This window comes from Paradevosia shaoguanensis (assembly GCF_016801025.1).
GTDB classification, from domain to species: Bacteria; Pseudomonadota; Alphaproteobacteria; order Rhizobiales; family Devosiaceae; genus Paradevosia; species Paradevosia shaoguanensis.
Genome location: NZ_CP068983.1, coordinates 1,140,010 through 1,157,304, shown reverse-complemented (window position 1 = coordinate 1,157,304; position 17,295 = coordinate 1,140,010). Strand labels below are relative to the sequence as shown.

The 17,295-nt window shown below is 64.7% G+C and carries 14 protein-coding genes and 1 pseudogene; 5 read left to right on the top strand and 10 right to left on the bottom strand.

Annotation, left to right across the window (positions count from 1 at the left end; all coding sequences use genetic code 11):
• Window positions 1–38: 38 nt before the first annotated feature.
• From JNE37_RS05300 to JNE37_RS05265, 8 genes are all read right to left on the bottom strand, one after another.
• Window positions 39–929, bottom strand: coding sequence for a nucleoside hydrolase (locus JNE37_RS05300; RefSeq protein ID WP_203065561.1), 891 nt, complete (start codon window positions 927–929; stop codon window positions 39–41).
• Window positions 922–2,721 (bottom strand): adenine deaminase, encoded by a 1,800-nt coding sequence (locus JNE37_RS05295; RefSeq protein ID WP_203065560.1) that lies wholly within the window; start codon window positions 2,719–2,721, stop codon window positions 922–924. The genes JNE37_RS05300 and JNE37_RS05295 overlap by 8 nt, the downstream gene beginning before the upstream one ends.
• 6 nt (window positions 2,722–2,727) lie before the next feature.
• Window positions 2,728–4,110 (bottom strand): M20/M25/M40 family metallo-hydrolase, encoded by a 1,383-nt coding sequence (locus JNE37_RS05290; protein WP_203065559.1) that lies wholly within the window; start codon window positions 4,108–4,110, stop codon window positions 2,728–2,730.
• Window positions 4,107–5,450 carry an amidohydrolase family protein gene (locus JNE37_RS05285; protein ID WP_246513528.1) on the bottom strand — a complete coding sequence of 448 codons (1,344 nt, stop codon included), beginning with the start codon at window positions 5,448–5,450 and terminating at the stop codon, window positions 4,107–4,109. Before JNE37_RS05285 ends, JNE37_RS05290 begins: the two co-directional genes overlap by 4 nt.
• Window positions 5,426–6,487, bottom strand: coding sequence for an ABC transporter ATP-binding protein (locus JNE37_RS05280; protein ID WP_203065558.1), 1,062 nt, complete (start codon window positions 6,485–6,487; stop codon window positions 5,426–5,428). Before JNE37_RS05280 ends, JNE37_RS05285 begins: the two co-directional genes overlap by 25 nt.
• 9 nt (window positions 6,488–6,496) lie before the next feature.
• Window positions 6,497–7,285, bottom strand: a complete 789-nt coding sequence (locus tag JNE37_RS05275; protein ID WP_197030191.1) for an ABC transporter permease — start codon at window positions 7,283–7,285, stop codon at window positions 6,497–6,499.
• Window positions 7,285–8,109, bottom strand: coding sequence for an ABC transporter permease (locus tag JNE37_RS05270; protein ID WP_035031732.1), 825 nt, complete (start codon window positions 8,107–8,109; stop codon window positions 7,285–7,287). The genes JNE37_RS05275 and JNE37_RS05270 overlap by 1 nt, the downstream gene beginning before the upstream one ends.
• An 86-nt stretch (window positions 8,110–8,195) precedes the next feature.
• Complete coding sequence (locus tag JNE37_RS05265; RefSeq protein WP_203065557.1) at window positions 8,196–9,236, bottom strand: ABC transporter substrate-binding protein; 1,041 nt, start codon at window positions 9,234–9,236, stop codon at window positions 8,196–8,198.
• Between the two features lie 232 nt (window positions 9,237–9,468).
• Here JNE37_RS05265 and JNE37_RS05260 point away from each other — a divergent pair, with 232 nt between their 5' ends.
• Window positions 9,469–10,137 carry an NADPH-dependent F420 reductase gene (locus tag JNE37_RS05260; RefSeq protein WP_203065556.1) on the top strand — a complete coding sequence of 223 codons (669 nt, stop codon included), beginning with the start codon at window positions 9,469–9,471 and terminating at the stop codon, window positions 10,135–10,137.
• A gap of 4 nt (window positions 10,138–10,141) precedes the next feature.
• On the opposite strand, the pseudogene JNE37_RS05255 reads toward JNE37_RS05260, so the two are convergent.
• A pseudogene (locus tag JNE37_RS05255) lies at window positions 10,142–11,712 on the bottom strand (phytoene desaturase family protein).
• A 221-nt stretch (window positions 11,713–11,933) separates the two neighbouring features.
• Here JNE37_RS05255 and JNE37_RS05250 point away from each other — a divergent pair.
• The 4 genes from JNE37_RS05250 to JNE37_RS05235 all read left to right on the top strand — a co-directional run bounded on the left by JNE37_RS05250 (window position 11,934) and on the right by JNE37_RS05235 (window position 15,749).
• Window positions 11,934–12,725, top strand: coding sequence for a cyclase family protein (locus JNE37_RS05250; RefSeq protein ID WP_203065555.1), 792 nt, complete (start codon window positions 11,934–11,936; stop codon window positions 12,723–12,725).
• Between the two features lie 24 nt (window positions 12,726–12,749).
• Entirely contained in the window at window positions 12,750–14,330 is a 1,581-nt protein-coding gene (locus JNE37_RS05245; protein ID WP_203065554.1) for a phytoene desaturase family protein, read from the top strand.
• Window positions 14,331–14,363: 33 nt separating this feature from the next.
• Window positions 14,364–14,906: a MarR family winged helix-turn-helix transcriptional regulator gene (locus JNE37_RS05240; RefSeq protein WP_052015166.1), complete on the top strand. Its 543-nt coding sequence runs from the start codon at window positions 14,364–14,366 to the stop codon at window positions 14,904–14,906.
• 63 nt (window positions 14,907–14,969) lie between these two features.
• The gene (locus JNE37_RS05235; RefSeq protein WP_203065553.1) at window positions 14,970–15,749 is read left to right on the top strand and encodes a CPBP family intramembrane glutamic endopeptidase; all 780 of its coding nucleotides are present in this window, start codon (window positions 14,970–14,972) and stop codon (window positions 15,747–15,749) included.
• Here the strand turns inward: JNE37_RS05235 and JNE37_RS05230 are convergent.
• The gene (locus JNE37_RS05230) at window positions 15,746–17,290 is read right to left on the bottom strand and encodes an indolepyruvate oxidoreductase subunit beta family protein (protein ID WP_203065552.1); all 1,545 of its coding nucleotides are present in this window, start codon (window positions 17,288–17,290) and stop codon (window positions 15,746–15,748) included. The genes JNE37_RS05235 and JNE37_RS05230 overlap by 4 nt on opposite strands.
• Between the last annotated feature and the right edge of the window lie 5 nt (window positions 17,291–17,295).

The window sequence follows — 17,295 nt, the reverse complement described above, 5'->3', positions numbered from 1 at the left end:
CCGAGGCCGCGCGGCGAAAACTGCTGCCGTGGAAAGCGTCAGCCGATCAGGCCCGCAGCCAGCACATCCTTGGCCGCATCCGCGTCGATACCCATGGCGACCTTGAGGTCGATGCCATCGGTGGCCCGTACCAGAGCGCCCGGATCGTCAGTGAAATCCACCTTGAGCGCGATCCTGTCGATGCCGAAGATCTCCGGCGCCGCCGCATAGAGCATCACGCAGGGGTCGTGCAGCGGGCGGCTTTGCCGACCATCCTGGAAATAGGCGGCGATAAGGTCGCCGGCCGTCTTCGCCGCGACCGGTCCGCTGCGCAGGCGTGCGAGATAGTCGGCATCCGCCCGCACCTTGCGCGTCACGTCCAGCGGGATGAGCGTGGTGTCGATGCCCGAGGCAAAGACGATCTCGGCCGCTTCCGGGTCGAAGGCAAAGTTGAACTCCGAGCGCGGACCGACATTGCCCTTCTCTTCGACGGCCCCACCCATGGCAATAATCCGCCCAATGCGACGAGCCGCATCGGGATTGCGCTGGATGAGGAGCGCGATATTGGTCAACGGACCAAGCGCCAGGATTTCGAGGCTCCTGTCCGGGAAGGCCAGCAGCGTCTTCTCCAGCCATTCGTCAGCGCCCTCGAGCGCCGGCTTCTGGGGCTCGGGCAGTGTCGTCCCGCCAAGGCCATCGTCGCCATGGATCGCCGCTTCGTCGATCCCCGGCCGGGAAAGCGGCGCCGTGGCACCAGAAACCACCGGGATGTCGCTGCGTCCAAGCAGGGCGAGCAAACGCCCGGCATTGCGCGTGGTGACGTCTATGCCGAGATTCCCCGCAACCGTGGTGATGCCGCGGACATCGAACTTGCCCGAAGTCAGCGCGAAGAGGATCGCGACCGCATCGTCGAGGCCGGGATCGGTGTCGATGATAACGGGCTTAGTCATAGAGCGGCGCCAGCACCATCTCGGGGACCTTCACCAACCCCTTGTCGGTGATGCGGATTTCCGGGATCACCGAGAGCGGGATGAGGTTGAAGCCCATATAGGGGATCGAACAACCCACCTGCTGCCAAGCCTGCTTGAGGGCTTGGTTCTCGGCCGCCACCTCGAAGACGCGCTTGTCCGAGAGGAGGCCAGCGATCGGCAGGGCGACGAAGGCGAGGACCTTGCCGTCTTCAACCACGACCACGCCGCCATTGTTCTCCTCGATAGTCTTGAGCGCCAGTTCCATGTCGGCCTCGTTGGTGCCGGACAGGATGATGTTGTGGCTGTCATGACCCACGCTCGATCCCACCGCGCCGTTCCTGATGCGGAAGTCGTGGAGGAGCCCGTGGGCGATGCCGCCATGGCTCTTGCCGTGCCGCTCGATGACGGTGACGAAGGAGAGGTTGTCGCGCTCGAGGATCGTCGCCCAGTCATTGGCCGGCGCGATCTCGATCTTGCGGTGGGGCAGGGTGATGCCCGGCATCTCGATGCCGATGGCATTGGCCGTAACCGCGCCACTCGGCAGCTCGGGAACGAGTTTTCGATCCTTGGGCAGGTGTACGGTGTTGTAGGCTGCCTTGGGATAGACGTAGCGTTGCTCAAGCGTCTCATCGAGCAGCGGCGTCACCTTGCGATCCTCGACCATCAACTGCCCGCCATACCAGGTGCTGCGGGGCTTCAGGTCATCATCGAGCAGGACGAGGTCAGCCCGGCGTCCGCCGCCAAGGCCGCCGATCTCGTCGCTCATGCCGAAGCGGGTGGCGCCGTGGAGCGAGCCCATCGACCAGGCCTGCTCGGGGCTGACGCCGCAGCGAATGGCTTCGCGCACCACCCAGTCGAGGCCGAAATTCAAGAGATCGTCTGCGTCGCGGTCGTCGGTGCACACGCAGAAGCGCTTGTGGCTGGCGCCAAGCTCGGTGATCGGCTTGATGGCCTCAACGATCGAGTTCCACGGCGTCGCCGGATTGCCGCCGCGCAGGAACACCCAGATGCCGGCATCGATGAAGTCGTTGGAGATTTCGCGGTCGATGGCCTCGTGCGTGTCGGTGACGCCGGCGGCCGCGTAGGGCGCGACGAATTCGCGGCCATAAATGTGGCCTGACACCGGGCGGCCGCGCTTGAGGGCCTCGGCAATGATGGCGTGGCTGCGCGGATCGCCCATGGCGACGGGCACGAAATCCATCTTCTCGCCCAGCGCTACGGCTTCCGGCCACTTGTCGAAAAGCGCGCCGATCTTCTCGGGCGTCAGGTCGCCGCCGGCGGTCTCCAACTCAGGCGAGGTGGCAGGAACGGTCGAGGGGACGGTGAGGAAGATCGAGAGCGGAGCGAGCCGCGCGTCCTCCAGCATGGCCTCGACCCCGGCGACATCCATGACGTTGCCGATCTCGTGGCTGTCGCAGAAGATGGTGGTGGTGCCGTTGAGCAGCGCCGCCTCGGCATAGGCGCAGGCCGTCACCATCGAGCTTTCGATGTGGATGTGCGGATCGACCAAACCCGGCGCGATGATGCCGCCTCTGGCGTCGTAGATGGCCTTGGGCATCGGCGCGGACCTGTAAGCCCCAGCCGGCTTGATCGCCGCAATCCGTCCGCCGGAAACCCAGATTTCCTTGCCGTCGGCAATGCGCTCCGAATAGGTCGAAAGCACGCGGGCACCGGTGATGACGAGGTCCGCCGGAGCACGGCCCCCGGCCACCGCGGCGAGCGTCGTGATCTGCGTGTGGAGCGGGCTAACCGAAAAGCGCGTGATGGCCATGGGCGTTTACTCCGAAAAGGCGTGAAGGATGCGCACCCAGGATCGGATGCCTTTGTGAAAACTCGAAAGGTCGTATTTCTCGTTCGGGCTATGGATGCGATTATCAAACCGGGCGAAGCCGATGAGCAAGCTGTCCATGCCGAGCCGCTGCTTGAATTCGCCGAGGATCGGAATGGAGCCGCCGGTGCCGGCAAGCGCTGTCTCTCGCTGCCATTCCTCGGTGAGTGCTGTGCGCGCCTTGTTGAGCAGCTTGCCGTCGAGCGGCATGGTTTGCGCCCCGGCCGCGGCATAGGACTTGAACGTCACGCTGCAATCGGCGGGGATGAGCGCGGTCACGAAATCGCGGAAGATCTGGCGGATGCGCTCGGGGTCCTGGCCGGCGACGAGCCGGAAGGAAATCTTGGCGCCGGCCTTGGCGGGGATGACGGTCTTGAAACCGTCGCCGGCATAGCCGCCCCAGACGCCATGGACCTCGGCGGTCGGGCGAGCCCAGACCTGCTCCAGCACCGAACGGTCGGCTTCGCCCGCGGGGATCGAAAGACCGACATCGCCGAGGAATTTTCCGGGGTCGAAGGGCAGGCGTTCCCATTCCCTGCGGTTTGCCTCGGGGAGCTCGATGACGCCGTCATAGAAGCCGGGAATGGCGACGCTGCCGTCGTCATTGCGCAGCTTGCCGATAATGGTGCCGATGAGTTGGACGGCATTGCGGGCAGCGCTGCCGAACATGCCGGAATGGAGGTCGCGGTCGGCGGTGGTGACCTCGAACTCCTCGGAGACGAAGCCGCGCCACATCGTGGTGATGGCGGGGGTCTCGCGATCCCACATATCGGTGTCGCAGACGAGGATGGTGTCGGCCTTCAGGTCCTCGGCATTGGCCTCGAGGAAAGGCCCGAGCGAGGGCGAGCCAGCCTCCTCTTCGCCTTCGAAGACCATGGAGACACGGATGGGCAGCGAGCCGGTGACGGCTTTCCAGGCGCGGCAGGCCTCGATGAAGGTCAGGAGCTGGCCTTTGTCGTCGGAAGCGCCGCGGCCGAGGATATAGGTCTCGCCATCCGGCTGCGGGGCAAGCGATGGCTCGAAGGGCGGCGTGTTCCAGAGGTTGAGCGGATCGACCGGCTGGACGTCGTAGTGCCCATAAAACAGCACATGCGGTCCCGGCACCGCGGGGCCGTGGCCAACGACCATCGGGTGCCCCTGCGCCGGACGAACCGAGGCTTCCATGCCGATTTCGTCGAGCTGGGCGGCCAGCCATTCGGCAGCGCGCCGGCAGTCGGCGGCATATTCGGGCTCGGTCGAGACCGAGGGAATGCGGATGAGTTCGAACAGGCGCCCGAGGCTCTGGTCGAGCTGGGCGTCGGCGTAAGCGAGGATGTCGTCGAGTTTGGTCATCGGTTCTGGTCTATGGCCCGCATTTCGGCCTTGAAGCTCTCGGCGACCTGGAGCGCGTCGCGCAGGGCCTTCTTCGGATCGAGCGTCTCGACCTTGCGGTCGCGCATGAGCCAGCGGCCGGCGACCATGGAATGGGTCACGTCGGACGGCATGGTGGCGAAGATCAGCGCCGAATAGGGATCGTAGATCGGATGGAGGCGCGAGGCGTCGAGGCTGATGCGGATGATATCGGCCTGCTTGCCCGGCTCGAGCGAGCCGGTCTTGAGATTGAGGCTCAGCACCCGCGCACCATCGATGGTGGCCATCCGCACCACCTGCGCTGCCGGCAAAGGCTTGCGCGAGCCGGCAAGGAGCTTGGCGAACATAGAGACGGGCGCGAACTGGCTGAAGAGATCGAGCGTGTTGCCGCTCATAGCGCCATCGCTGCCGATGCCGACAGGCAGCCCGGCATTGAGAAGCTTTTCGACCGGGGCGATGCCGCGACCGGCCTTGCCGTTGGAGCGCGGATTGGTGGCGACGCACACCTGATGCTCGCTCATCATGGTGATGTCGGCATCGTCGAGCTGCAGGCAGTGCGCGCAAATGAGGTTGGGCTTCAACAGGCCGGATTCGGCGCTCACCGCGACGGTGGACTTGCCGTAATTCTCCTGCGCCCAGTTCACCTCCAGCGTGCTTTCGGCCAGATGCATCTGGACGGGTACGGCAGGATGATCGGCGGACCATTGGGCGATACGCGCCATGACCTCGCGGCCGGTGGAATAGGGCGCGTGCGGGGCGATGGAGGGCGTGACAAGCGGATGATTGCCGAACTCGGCAACGAGGTCTTCGACGCGAGCGAAACCTTCGTCGAAGGTCTTGTGGTCGGGGGGATCGAAATCGGCGAGGGTCTGGCCGACGATGGCGCGCAAGCCAGCCTCGTCGCAGACGCGGCCCACTTCGGTTTCGAAGTAATACATGTCGGCGACGGTGGTGACGCCGCCCTGGATCATTTCAAGGGCCGAGAGCGCCGAGCCGGCGCGCACCATTTCGGGCGACACGAACTTGCGTTCGAGCGGCAGGATATAGCGATAGAGGCGGTCGTCGACGTCTTCGCCGAGGCCGCGGAAGACAGACATGCCCATATGGCAATGGGTGTTGACCATGCCGGGCATGACGAAATCGCCATCGCAATCGACGATCTCGGCGCCGGGAATGACCGGCGGCGCGCCGGAGCCGAGGGCGGTGATGGTGGTGCCATCGACCTGGAGCCAGCCACGCTCGTGCGCCGTCATGGCGTCATCGAGCGTCAGCAGCCAGGCATTGGTGAAGAGAATGGTCATTCGGGCTTGAGGATCGTGCATTGCTCGGCCACCGGCACGAGCTTTGCGGGTGTTCCCGGCTCGAAAGGCCGCGTCAGCGGGCCGTTGGCGATGAGCGTGCCGGCCGGCGTTTCGCTCTGATACTGATAGGCGCGGCCGAGATAGGTGCGCAGCCCCAGCGTCGCCGGAATGCCTTCGGCATTGGAATCGTCGGTGACGGCGAGGCCATCGGCGCGCGTGGCGAGCACGAAGCTGTCGGGGATGGCGCCGAACACGTCCTGGGAGAGCGTCAACGTGGCGCCGCCTTCGGCACGGGCGGTGACGCGGGCGCCGTCGCGGGCGGCAACGGTCATGGGCACGAGGTTTTCGAAGCCGACGAAGCGGGCGACGAAGGCATTGGCCGGGCGCTGGTAGAGCGTTTCGGGCGTGTCGAGCTGCATGATGCGGCCGGCATTCATGATGGCGACGCGATCGGAGATCGAGAACGCCTCTTCCTGATCGTGGGTCACATAGACCGAGGTGGTGCCGTTGGCGCGCTGGAGCTGGCGGATTTCGACGCGCATGTCGACGCGCAGCTTGGCATCGAGGTTGGAAAGCGGCTCATCGAACATCAACAGCGGTGGCTCGATGACGAGGGCGCGGGCCAAAGCCACGCGCTGCTTCTGGCCGCCGGAAAGAGCGCCGGGCAGGCGGTCGGCGAGATGGGCGAGGCCGACGCGTTCGAGCATGGCGTTGACGCGCTTCGTCTTCGCGTCGCCGGAAATGCCGCGTTGCTTCAGGCCATAGCCGACATTGTCGGCAACGCTCATATGCGGGAAGAGCGCGTAGTTCTGGAAGACGAGGCCGATATCGCGCTTGTGAGCCGGAAGGCGCGTGAGGTCACGGCCGCCGAGTTCGATCTTGCCCGAGGTGGGTTCGAGGAAGCCGGCGACGAGGCGCAGCGTCGTGGTCTTGCCGCAACCGCTGGCGCCGAGCAGAGAAACGAGCTCGCCTTCGGCCACTTCGAGCGAGAGGTCCTCGAGTACCTTCGTCGTGCCGTAATGGGCGGTGATCGACTTGATGGAGAGGGCTTTGGTCACGGGGCGGCTCTATTTGGCAAGGAAGGTCAGGCCCAGGGTGCGTTCGACGATCGCCATGACGGCGACGGTGAGCACCATGAGCAGCACCGAAACCGACGCCACGGTCGGATCGAAGAACTGCTCCATATGGGCGAGGAGCTGGATGGGCAGGGTCGAAATACCCGGCCCGGTGAGGAAGATCGAGATCGAAACGTCGTTGATCGAGGTAATGAAGGCCAGGATGAAGGCCGCGATCACACCGGAACGGACGTTGGGAAGCAGGATCGTGAAGAAGGTCTTGAGCGGGGACGATCCCAGGCTCACTGCCGCTTCCTCGATGGAGAAGTCGAACGAGGCGAGCGAGGCGCTGATGACGCGCACCACATAGGGCAGCACCAGCAACGAGTGGCCGAGGACCAGCGAGATGAAGATCGGCGCATGGAGCTGGGTCGCAATGCTCTTGAGGAGCGAGAAGCCGAGCACCAGCTCGGGCACCAGCACCGGCAGCACGAAGAGCGTCGAGAGCCAGCCGGGAAGCTGGATGCGGTGGCGGTTGAGCGCATAGGCGGCAGGAACGCCGATGAGGAGCGCAATGAAGGTCGCCAGGAACCCGATCTGCAGGCTCGTCATGATCGTGCGCCGGAAGGCATCGATCTGGAAGATGTTCTCGAACCAGCGGAACGAGAAACCTTGCGGCGGGAAGGTGAGATACGTGGTGTCGGAAATGGCCGAGCCCACGATGATCACGAGCGGGCCGACCAGGAACACGAAGACCAGGGCGGTGAAGGCGATGAGGGCCGGGTGGAGCTTCTGGGTCATCAGACGGCCATGGGGTTGAGGCGGCGCGCGACGCGGGTCATCAGCAGCACGATGGCGATGGTGATGACCACCATGACGGCGGCGATGGTGGAGGCGCTGACCCAGTCGAAGACGACCATGGCCTGCTGATACATGAGCGTGCCCATCATCATGACGCTCTCGCCGCCGAGGAGTTGGGGCGTGGCGTATGACGTGAAGCTGCCGGTGAAGACGAGCACGGCGCCCACGATCAGGCCGGGGACTGAGAGCGGCAGGATGACCTGACCGAAGGTCGCGCCCGGCTTGGCGCCGAGTGAGGACGAGGCCTGGATGAGGTCATCGGGAATGGATTCGAGCACGCCCACCAGCGTCAGGATCATGAGTGGGGTGAAGAGATAGACCATGGCAACGATGACGGCCCCGGGCGTGTAGAGCATCGAAAGCGGTTCGCTGATCATGCCGATCGACTGCAGGAAGCCGTTGAGGATACCGTTCTTGCCCAGGATTATGAGCCAGGCGAACGAACGCACGACGACGCCGGTGAGCAGCGGGAAGACTGCGGCAATGATGAGGATGGACTTGGCCCAACCCGGTGCGCGGCTGATGACGAAGGCGGCGACGAAGCCGATGGCCAGCGAGATCAGCGTCACCGCCAGCGAAATCCAGATCGTGCGGAACAGCACGGTGCGGCGCAGGCCGCTGTTGAAGAACGCCTGGTAGGTGGCGAAGGGCCCGTTGGGCGTGGTGAAGGTGGTCACGATGGTCGCCGCCACGGGCAGCACCAGGAACAGCACGACGAGCAATGTCGCGGGTGATGCCAGGATCCAGCCGGCAAAGCGTTTCATGGGTTCGAGCCCTTGGTCGTTAGTCCGGCGCCGCTGGCCGGGAAAAGGACGCGAGGCGGCCGGGCCGCCTCGCGAGAAGGTTGGTCTTACTGGCCGAAGATTTCGTTCCAGCGATCGATCCAGCCCGGCTTTGCCGCATTCATCTTGGCATAGTCAACCGTCTGGAGGCTCTTGATCACGTCATCGCCATAGGTCCAGAGGGCAGCCTGCTCGGGCGTAAGCTTGACGTCCTTGTTGACCGGGGCGTCCACGCCTTCCTCGGCGAGCTTCTGCTGGATTTCCGGCGAGAGCAGGAAGTTGATGAACTGGTAGGCGAGTTCCGGCTCGGCAGCGCCCGCGGGGATGTTGACCGTGTTGACGGTCGCGATCGCGCCTTCCTTGAGGTCCGCCCACTCGACGGTCGGCACGGCGGCCTTGATCTGGGCGAGGGTGAAGTCCTGCGCCACGGCGGCGGTGATTTCGCCCGTCGAGAAGAGGTTAATCATCTCCGAGCCCGTGTTGTAGTTCTTGACCACGTTGGGCTTCAGCGCCTCGATGCCGGCAAAGGCGCCGTCGCTGTCGGTGAAGGCGTCCACGCCCTGGTGCTCGCCGGCCTTCATGACCATCATCGGGCCAGCCGTGGTGGTGATGCCCGGCAGCGAGAGCGACTTGGCGAGGTCTTCGCGCCACAGGTCGTTCCACGAGGTGATCGGGGTCTTGACCTTGGCGGTGTCGTAGACGACGCCGACACGACCAAGCGTATAGGCCGGGCCGTAGCCGCTCTGCGGGTCCCGCGCGAGGTCATAGACATTGGCCAGGTTCGGAACCTTGGAGGCATCGAACTTCTGGAAGAGGCCGGCTTCGATACCCTGCTGGGAGAAGCTGTCCGAGAAATAGGCCACGTCCACGCCCGCGCCACCACGGATCTGGAGCTTGTTCAGGCGCTCGCCATTGTTGCCAGTCTCGAACTGGATCTGGCAGCCGCACTGCTCGCGGAAGGGAGCGAGCAGGTACTGCTCGAGCTTTTCGCCATTGAAGCCCCACCAGGAAATGGTCAGGGTCTTGGTCTGCGCCATGGCCGGCGCAGCAGACATCATCGTGGCCGCGGAAACGGCCAGCGCCAGTGCTTTGACGAGAGAGACTTGCATTTTTGTTCCTTTTTGCATCGCCGGTTACCGGCGTCGCGCCACCCAGGTGGCTTTCCCACCCGCCCAGAAGGTACTTTTTGAGCATCCCTTCCGGCAAGCCAAACTTTAGGCTTTCCCCGGCTGCACGGGTGAATTGGGCGCTTTCGTCGCTCCTTCCGGTAACACTGATGTGCCTCCTTGCGGGCGGATTCGAAGGCACAACATTAGAGCAGGTTCTCAAAAGGTACTTGCTATGATCGAAACCGGGGCGCCCGCAGCGCAAACCATCGGCATTCTCGGCGCCGGCCGCGTCGGCACGGCGCTCGCGCGTCTCGCGCTCGCTGCTGGCTACGAAGTGCGCATGGCCACGTCGCGCGCGCCATCCGAAATCGAATTGCTGCTCAAGATCATAACCCCCGGCGCCGTCGCGGCTACGGCCGAGGAAGTAGCGCTGGGCAGCGACATTGTCGTGCTCGCGCTGCCGCTCTTCCGCTATCGCACGCTGCGTCCCGACCTGCTGGCCGGCAAGGTGGTGGTCGACGTCATGAACTATTGGTCGCCCACCGATGGCCGGCTGGAGGAATTCGAGGGCGAAGAGGCGAGCAGCGAGGTAATCCAGCGTTTCCTGCCCGATGCCCGGCTGGTCCGCAGCTTCAACCACATGGGCTATCACGAGATCGAAGGCGAGGCGCGTGCAGCCGGTGCCCTGGACCGTCGTGCCCTGGCCATCGCGGCGGACGATTCCATAGCGCGCCAGGCGGTTGCCGATTTCATCGATCGGCTGGGCTATGACCCGGTCGATGCCGGCCCGCTCCGCTCCGCGCGGAACTTTGGGGCCGGCACGCCGATCTTCGGCGCCAGTCTTGCACGCGATGAACTCATCGGCCTGCTGGGCGCAGCCTCCGAGCCCGCCGGCTCGTAGCGCGTTACTTCCCCGCCAGAGCCTTGCCCAGCATGAAGCCCGAACCTGCACCGGTACCGGCGCCCGGCCAGGTCGAGGCGCCGACCATATAGAGGTTTCTGACCGGGCTCTTGTGGCGCGACCATCCGCCGGCGGACGGAAGAGGAAGTTCTGGTCGAGGTGGTGGCTGCCTGAAAGGCTGTCGCCGCGCACGAGGTTGGGGTTGGCGCGTTCGAGATCGAGCGGGGAGAGGATGTGGGCGTCCTCGATCTTTCCACGCAGGCCCGGCGCGTAGCGCTCGATGATCGAAAGGATGCGGTCGGCATAGGCCTCCTTGGCGCTATCCCAATCCCTGGCCGCGATGGTGCCGTCGGCGTCGCCCTTGATCTCGTAGGGGACGACACGGGCCTGGACCCAGAGCACATGCTTGCCGGCGGGCGCCCGCGAGGGATCGAGGGCCGTGGGCTGGCCGACGACGAGGGCGGGCTCGGACGGCAGCAGACCCGAGGTCGCCTGCTGATAGGCGCGCGACATCATCTGGTAGTCAGGGGCGAGGTGCACATAGGCGAAGCGCCTGAGTTCGGGGCTTGCCGACCAGTCGGGAAGGTCCGAGAGCGCGAAGTGCAGCATCATCGTGCCGGGGCCGGCGCGGAAATTTCGAACGGCCTCGGCAAGCGTTTTCGCACCCGTCGACTGGCCGAGAAGCTTGTTGGCGAGAATCTGCGGGTGGACGTTCGAGATGATGGCGCGGCTGGCCGAGAGGCGCGAGCCGTCATCGAGCTCGACGGCGCTGGCGCGGCCGTTTTCCTCAACGATCCGGGTGACGGCGCGGCCGAGATGGATTTCGCCGCCCAGCGAGGCGAGGTAGCCGGACATCGCCTTGATGATGGTGTCGGCGCCGCCCTTGCCGATGACCATGCCGAAATTCTGGTTGGCCATGGATTCGAGATAGGGAAACACGGCGCCGCCGGCGATGTCGGGGCCGAAATCGAGATGGAGGCCCCAGGCTGCCATCAGGGCGCGCACTTCGGGGCTTTCGAAATTGGCGTCTAGATAAGCGCGGGGCGAGGAGATGAGGAGCTTCACCATATCGCGCACCCAGGCATAGCCCTTCTTGCGCAGTGCCTTGATGAGCAGTTGGACGACTTCGACGGAAGGCATGGGCGTACCCATGACGCCGCCGATATAGGCCGCTTCCTCGGGGAAGGCTTGGGCCATCTTGCGCCACTGGGCGGCGTCGGCTTTCGAGAAAGACTCGATGCGGGCGGTGGTGGTGTCGAGGTCGGTGCTGACGCCCAGCCATTTGCCGTCGGGGAAGGCCGAGGCGAAGCTGTCGGCGACGGGAACGAAGTCGAGGCCGTGGCGGTGGAGACCTTCCTTGTGGGTAGCGAAGAAGGCGGAGCCGGCGAACATGGAGAGGTTCATGGCAAAGAGGTCGTGGCGATAGCCGGGGAGGGTGACTTCCTCGGTCTTGACCGCGCCGCCCGCCGTTTCTTCACGTTCGACGACGGCGACTTTCCAGCCCTTGCTGGCCAGGTGAACGGCGGCTGCCAGGCCGTTATGGCCGGCGCCTACCACGATGGCATCGTATGACAAATTTCCCTCCGAAATGCCCCAGTCGCGGGCGTTTCCGGCCGGGCGACGGCCTTTCCGCCCACAATCAATAAATATGCATCTTGCGATATTTTGAACCTAAAGTATCGTGCATTTAACCGCAACGCGGCTGGAACGCATATTTGCACATGCATGAGAGTGTTCTAGCGTTGGGCTAAAGGGAGGCCCTCGGGCCTCATAGGGACCTGAAGGAGAATTTTGTCATGACTGCCATCCAGGCATTGGCTTCCGTCGCCACCGCGCTCGCCTCCGGCGACGTCCAGATCGTCGACCTGACGGCGCCGCTTGGCCCCAATACGCCGGTGCTCTACCTGCCGCCGGATTTCGCCAAGAACACCCCTAGCTTCAAGATGCACGAGATCTCCAACTATGACAGCAACGGTCCCTGGTGGGCCTGGGGCTGGATGGAGCTGGGCGAGCACACGGGCACCCATTTCGACGCGCCGATCCACTGGGTTTCGGGCAAGGACGTCAAGAACAACACTACCGATACCGTCGAGCCGCAGACCTTCGTGGCCCCGGTCGTCGTGATCGATTGCCACGCCGAAGTGGCCAAGGATTCCGACTTCCTGCTCACGGCCGACATGGTCAAGGCCTGGGAAGCCAAGCACGGCGAGATCAAGAAGGGCAGTTGGGTGTTGATGCGCTCGGACTGGTACCACCGCAACGGCTCGACCGAGACCTTCCTCAATGCCGACGAGAACGGCTCGCACACCCCGGGCCCGAGCGTTGATTGCATCGAGTACCTGGTTTCCAAGCAGGTCCTCGGTTGGGGCAGCGAATGCGTGGGCACCGACTGGGGCAATGCCGCCAGCCTCAACCCGCCGTTCCCCGCTCACTCGATCATGCTGGGCGCAGGCGGCTATGGTCTTGCCAGCTTGATCAACCTCGACAAGCTGCCGGCCACCGGCGCGCTGCTGGTCGTGGCCCCGCTCAAGATCGTGGGCGGCACGGGCAGCCCGGTCCGCGCCTTCGCTCTGGCGCCGCGCGCCTGAGCTGACTACAGGGGGGACGAGCGAATGGCTGACGCCGACTACATTATCGTGGGGAGCGGCATCAATGCCCTCGTCGCCGCTGCAATGCTGGGCAAGAAGGGCCGAAAGGTCCTTCTGCTCGAACGGAACGATGTGGCCGGCGGCTGCATCCGCACCGAGGAAATCACCGAGCCGGGCTTCATCCACGACGTGATGGCCACGACCTTCGTGCTGTTCACCACCTCGCCCGCCTATGGCGTGTTGGGGGCGGACCTGGCCCGGCACGGACTCGAATTTGCCAATACCGAGGACGCCACCGGCGTGCTGTTCCCCGATGGGCGCAGCCTCGTGCTGTCGCGCGACCGGGCGCGGAACGTCGAGGCCTTTTCCAGGGCCCACCCCGATGACGGGGCGGCTTTCGCGCGGGAGATGGCGCGGTTCGGCGACAATGCCGGCTTCGTCTTCGGCCTGCTGGGCGGGCGGCTGTGGTCGCTCGACATGCTCAAAGTGGTGGGCAAAGAAGCCTGGAAACGCGGGATCAAGGGGCTTGCCGCCTTCTTCGGGGAGGCGCTGGTCTCGGCCCGTCCATACCTCGAAACGCGCTACAAGTCCGAGGAGGTCCAGGGGCTTTTCGCCCCCTGGGTGCTCCATTGCGGGCTCAATCCCGACAACACCTATTCGGGCGAAATGCTCAAGGTCATCGGCTTCGCCATGGAGGCGGCCGGGGCGCCGATCGTCAAGGGCGGCGCGCGCAATGCGGTCAAGGCCTTCGAGGCGCTGATCCGCGAACAGGGCGGCTCGATCCGGACCGGTGCCGATGTCGAACGCATCGCGCTCGATGATGCCGGCCGCGCCATGGGCGTGCGGCTTGCCGATGGCGACCTGCTGACGGCCCGGCGCGGCGTGATCGCCTCGGTCACTCCCAACCAGCTCTACGGGCGCCTGCTGGATGGCGAAAAACTGCCCGAGGCGGTGAGCGAGGGCGTCGCCAATTACCGGTATGGCAAGGGCGACATGCAGATCCACTACGCTCTCAACGCAGTGCCGAAATGGCGCAGTCCCGGACTCGAAAAGACCGCACTCATTCACCTGACCTCGGGGCTCGATGGGGTCTCCAAGGCCACCAACGAAGCCGAACGCGGCATGCTGCCGGCCGAGCCGACGATCTGCGTGGGCCAGCCCACCGCTCTCGATCCGTCGCGCGCGCCGGAGGGCAAGGCCATTCTCTGGCTGCAGCTTCCCGAAGCGCCGCGCTTTATCAAGGGCGACGCCGCCGGCGAGATCGCGGCGCCTGCCGACGGACGCTGGACTGCGGATATACGCGAAAAGTACGCCGATCGCGTCGAGGCGATCCTGCGCTCGCACATCGAGAATTTTGATGAAGCGGTCATCAAGCGGAAGGTCTATTCGCCGGCCGACCTTGAGGCGATGAACGTCAATCTGGTGGGGGGCGACCCCTATGGCGGGTATTGCGGCATCGACCAGTTCTTCATCTGGCGACCCTTGAAGACCTCGGTCAACCACACTACCCATGTCCCCGGTCTCTACCATATCGGGGCGTCCAGCCATCCGGGTCCGGGTCTGGGCGGCGGTTCGGGTTTCCTCCTGGGCAAGGCGCTCAGCTAAGCCCACTTCCTCTACGGCACGCGGAGGCAAAGTTTGACCGACAAGTACTTTCTTGGAACTTCCCGCGAAGCCTCGGACAATAATCGCCTGCCGAGCCTGGGTGAGATTGGACTGAGCCGCTTCGCGCCGCACCTCATCAACCGCCTGTCGGCGAGTTACAACGCCAACCTTCAGGAAGTGCTCAAGCCGCACGACATGACGACGGCCAAGATGCGGGCGCTCTCGCTTCTGACCATCGCCGCCGGGCTCACGGTCAACGAGCTCTCCTACCTGGCGGTGGTCGAGCAGTCGACCATGAGCCGCACGCTCGATTCCCTCGAGGAGCAGGGCTATGTTCGGCGCCAGTCGCGGCCCGACGACATGCGGGTGCGTGAGATCCACATCACCGAGGAAGGCCGAACCGCCTTCCAGGCCTTCTGGCCGACGCTCTTCGGCATCTTCTCTCAATTGTTCGAGGACGTGACGCCGGAAGAATACGACGCTTTCGTCAACACGCTTCACAAGGTGCTGCGCAACATGGACAAGCACGGCATCTCTGCCCCCGGCCCCGGTGGGCGCAACGGGGACAGCAGATAGCGATCCTCTCGACAGGGCGAGCGCCGCCATGCAATCTCGCCGAGGCGTCGCACGGGGGAAGAGATGGCTGCCAAGATCCGAATTCCATTGGCTTTTACCGCGCTGGCGGTGTGGATCGCCATCATGTTCTGGGGCGCCTGGCTACCTCATGAGACGGCCAGCCTCGCCGAGGGCGTGACGTCCTCGATCTCCACTTCGATCGTCGCCGCAAGTGTCTTCCTCGTCATCCTCGTGGTGGCAATGCGTTGGTGGGACATCGGCTTCAACGCGCCGCGGCCGTGGAATTCACTACGCGTACTGATCGGGCCGGCGGTCTATCTGGTTCTGTTCTTCATCGGCACGTTGCTCGTCGGCTGGCCGGCGCCACACACCGTGCTGATCCTCGCAGTCAACACACTGCTGGTCGGCTTCTCGGAAGAAACCATGTTCCGTGGCGTGCTTTTCCGCGGCCTGCGCTCGGGCATCCCATTCTGGCCGGCGGTCTGGCTGACATCGGTCATCTTCGGCTCGGTCCACGTGCTCAACGCTACCGGCACCGGCGACCTGATCGCTGCAGTGACGCAAGCCGTCACCGCATTCATGGCCGGCACGTTCTTTCTCGCCCTGGTACTTAGAACCCGGTCGATCGTGCCGGCGATCCTCTTTCACGCCTGCTGGGATTTCCTGCTGGTGACGATTGCAAGCTCGATGCCGGACCCTGGTCCGATCGAGCCATCGCTGACCTCGTTGCTGCTGCCCCTGCTGCTGGACATTCCGCTCTTCATTTACGCAATCTTCCTCTTGAGAGGGATCGCTAGGCAGGAGAGCGAAAACGGTTCGAGCGCCGCTACGGCGACGGCCTAGTTCGCAAAACTCCGGATCGTCGCCAGTGCGCCGTCAAGCGCCTTGCCCTTTTCGTCATGGAGCGCGGCCTGCACCAGGCGCTTGAGCCAGGTGCCGCCGTCTTCGCGGGTTTCGAGCATCGGCACGGCGCCGAGCACCTTGTCGAACTTGGCTTCGCCGCGGCTATGGGTATCCGAATAGCCCTTGATGAGGCGGCGGGTGCCGATGACCGAAGTGGCGAGGTCGTAATTTGTCGGCAGGAGGCGCGTGGCGGTTTCAAGCCAGCGCTCGACATGGGCCATTTCGCGCTTATGGCGCAGCATGGAGCGGCGCATGGGCTTGAGGGCCGAGACCATGTAGAGGCCGGCGAACCAGAACACGGTGCCGGTGCGCACGCGCCGGCCCTTGTTCACGAAGCGGTCCATGAAGTCATAGAGGCCCTTGCGATCCTCGATGAACTGGCCGAGGGCAGCGGGCATGGTGCCGCAGACTTCTTCCATGCGCGGATGCATGTATTCGGTGGTGTAGACGAGCTGATCCTTGCCGGCGCCGACTTCCTTGCGCACGCGCTCGAAACGGGAGGCGCGGGTCTTGAGGTCGGCGACGCGGACGACGTCGTCATAGGCCATGGCGTTGGCGAGATATTTTGCCACCTCCTGGCTGAAGGCAAATTCGTGGGCCTCGCCATTGGCCTTGCGGTCGAGCGCGAGCAGGTCGCGGGCGCGGTCGAGATATTCGTTGGCGTAGCGCACGTCCTGGAAGTCGACGAGCTTCTTGATGCCGGCGAAAAGCATGGGGCCGAGCGCGGCCGGAAACTCGGAATGGATGCGGCCGAGCAGGGCGTCGAGCTGCGGCTGGCCGACCGAACGCGGCGGCTCGGGCAGGTCCTTTTCCGGCTTCTTGGCGACCTTGTCGGGCTTGCCCTCAGTGGCGCGGTCGAAAGCGGCGCCGAAGGCCTTCAGGCTCGCCTGGATGCCCTTGCCGCCGGCCTTGATGGCGTCCTCGAAGGCGTCGCGGCCGAAAGGCAGGGTGCCCGAGCCGGCAAGAGCGCCGAACATGGCCGAGGAGATCACCGAGCCGTTCTTTTCGGCCAGGGTCTGCATGTCGAAGACGATGCTGCGCTTGGCGGCGACGCCAAAGGCTTCCACCACGAGCTGCGGGTCGGCGGTGCCGTCGCCGGGCATTTCCTTTTCGCCCACGGCGTAGGAGCGGTGGGTGGAGGCGATGAGCGTGGTCTTGTCGGGGGTGACGATGCCGCGCAGCATCGAGCGGCCGGCTTCCATGAACTCGGCGGCGAGCACGATATCGACGTCGCCGGGCGTGGGCATGAGCGAGAGGACCGGCAGCTTGCCGTCCTTGGGCGCGAGCATTTCCACGTAATAGATGGTGGCGCCGGTACGCTGGGCGACGCCGGGAACCGATGTCGACTGGGCGATCCAGCCCTGCTGCTCGGCCATGGCGACGATCCAGTCGGCGAGTACGCCGCCGCCCTGTCCGCCCATGGCGAGAATGGCGATGGAGATCGGCTTGTCGAAGGCGGGAGCGGAAAGAGTGGTGGCCATGGCGA